General features: G+C 51.1%; 3 protein-coding genes. 2 read left to right on the top strand and 1 reads right to left on the bottom strand.

The features are described from left to right. Window positions 1-642: 642 nt before the first annotated feature. Window positions 643-870 carry a YgdI/YgdR family lipoprotein gene (locus tag ACQUTD_RS21555; RefSeq protein WP_021243043.1) on the top strand — a complete coding sequence of 76 codons (228 nt, stop codon included), beginning with the start codon at window positions 643-645 and terminating at the stop codon, window positions 868-870. A 365-nt stretch (window positions 871-1,235) separates the two neighbouring features. Then, window positions 1,236-1,421 carry a Rop family plasmid primer RNA-binding protein gene (locus ACQUTD_RS21550; RefSeq protein WP_013772937.1) on the top strand — a complete coding sequence of 62 codons (186 nt, stop codon included), beginning with the start codon at window positions 1,236-1,238 and terminating at the stop codon, window positions 1,419-1,421. 290 nt (window positions 1,422-1,711) lie between these two features. On the opposite strand, the gene ACQUTD_RS21545 is transcribed toward ACQUTD_RS21550, so the two are convergent. Continuing rightward, a complete protein-coding gene (locus ACQUTD_RS21545) occupies window positions 1,712-1,930 on the bottom strand; it encodes a hypothetical protein (protein WP_198129632.1) in 219 nt (72 codons plus the stop codon). Window positions 1,931-2,396 lie beyond the last annotated feature (466 nt).

The following is a 2,396-nucleotide window of genomic DNA, read 5'->3' as shown; positions in this document are numbered from 1 at the left end:
CTCCGCTGTTATGGCCGCGGTTTCTCATTCCACGCCTGACACTCAGTTCCGGGAAGGCAGTTCGCTCCAGGATGGACTGTATGCACGAACCCCCCGTTCAGTCCGACCGCTGCGCCTTATCCGGTAACTATCAACTTGAGTCCAACCCGGAAAGACACGACTAATCGCCATTGGCAACGGCCATTGGCAAACAGGATGTGCGAGAGATGTCTCAAGAGTTCTTGAAGTGGCGGCCTTAGTGAGGCTACACTGAAAGGACAAATTTGGTGACATGTCTCGCACAAGACTGTTACCACGGTTAGGGGATCTGCCAGGATTACCTAACCTTCGAAAAACCACCTGCCAGGGTGGTTTTTTCGTTTACAGGGCAAGAGATTACGCGCGGAAAAAAAGGATCTCAAGAAGATCCTTTATAAATTAGACATCCAACCTCACAAAGAGGAATACTTAAATCATCTTGGTATATGTATCGGCCGGATTACATCTCATATAAGCCTCCTCCCCGCCTGACACCACACTTTGACCATAGCACCTCGCGCCTAACTCGATATACAGCCCACCATCAAGCCTCTTTTCACATAAAAAATGACCTATAGTTAGATGGTTAGTGACCAAAACTGATATGGATAAAAGGAGCTGGCTTTGAAAAAGATTTTTGTTTCAGTGTTCGCAGCGGCAGTTGCGCTTTCAGCCCTCACCGGCTGCACGCGCACAAGCTATGCCATACACACCAATGACGGTCGCACTATTGTCAGCGACGGCAAACCTAAAGAATCAGACTCAGGCCTGCTTGGCTATACAGACGCGAATGGTGTCAAACAGCAGATCAATAAAACCGACGTTAAAGAAGTCTCCGAAATTCCGCACTGAGCATCTTCTCCGAAAAAGGCCGCTAATGTGGCCTTTTTCTTTACCTGTGGTTCTCCGCCAAAATCCCAGCAAATTGCATCACCAAAGCTAAAAGCTTTCAGGGTTGTCTAAAAAGCACAAGACATAAGAGGAAGTGCGGTATTTTATAATCAAGCCCCCAAGAATTTACCATAACATCCGTTGCCCGCACCGCCTGAGACGCGTTCAGCGCGTTCCTGACGAAACCATGACAAAAACCACAACAAACCACCCCGGAACCCGTCAGAAACGCGCCTGTTAAATTTTAACGGCATGCATGACTATGCACCAGAATGACGCCATGCTCTTTTCACGCAAAAATCATCACCAGACGGGGAAAATCACCAGTGACCAGACAGGAATCCGCCGCCCTCAATATGGCCAAATTTATCCGCGCACAGACACTTCTCCTCCTTGAGCGGCTCGAGCAGATGGATCTGGATGAGGCTGCCGGCTGCTGTGAGCACCTGCACGATCAGGCCGAAGCGCTTTACGCCATGCTGAACGCACAGATAGGCGAGGAAAATGCGTGAAAATCGGTGAACGGGTGCGCAATTCAGTGCGCGGCCGTGAGGCGATGGCGGGGTGTCGGGGCGCAGCCCTGACCAGGGTATTTGTGATGCCGGCGCGTGCGCGGTATTACAAATGCACATCCTGTCCCGGAACGGACACCGGGAAACAGCAAAAAAAACCGGGCGGCACGCCCGGAACTCAATCAAGTTAGATTAGATTACTCTCACTCGTCCATAACAGCATCATGGAACGACGACCACCGTCCGTGACGGCCGCCTCGTTTAAGTATGGACAGAAATACAGAAAATGCTCAGGACGAAATGTAATGAATGCGAACGGATTCAAGAAATTCGAGCATGACAGTCCTTACGGCCGGTTCGGTTTCAGACAAAATCTGCCGGTATGCATCCAGCATCATGGCTCCGGCATCCCCTCCGGCACGCCGTAGCCAGACCGAAACAACGGACACAAGCAGGTGTCGCTCATCATCACTAAGAGTCATCAGGGCTCCGGAAGAAAAACCAAACATGGCTTACCTACTGTTAACGGCAACGCAGAAGAAAGGTTTACAGGGTAGCGGGCAGGGATGAAAAAAAAAAATTGCAGTCAGGCCGGAACGGCTGCTGAACCGGTACAGGCGGGTTCCGGGCGCAGCGCCGGACCAGTCACGGAGCACTAGCGGAGTGTATACTGGCTTAAGATGTAGCATGGCAGTAACACATAGCATTAATGCCACATAAGACAGGCGCAGAAAGTGAAAGAAAACGCGTCAGGAGAAAATGTGATACAGAATATATTCCGCTTCCTCGCTCACTGACTCGCTCCGCTCGGTCGTTCGGCTGCGGCGAGCGGGACGGGCTTACGGATGGAGCAGAAATTTCCTGGGGGATGCCAGGAAGATACTTAACGAAGAAAGCATAAGGCCGCGCCAAAGCCGTTTTTCCATAGGCTCCGCCCCCCTGACAAGCATCACAGAATCTGACGCTCAAATCAGT

The organism is Enterobacter sp. K510 (genome assembly GCF_055804875.1).
The sequence above is the reverse complement of the archived record's forward strand: the minus strand, read 5'-3'. Positions and strand labels throughout refer to the sequence as shown.

Coding starts and splice junctions, on each gene's coding strand:
- ACQUTD_RS21545 (WP_198129632.1), bottom strand. CDS start 1,930: ATGTTTGGTTTTTCTTCCGGAGCCCTGATGACTCTTAGTGATGATGAG.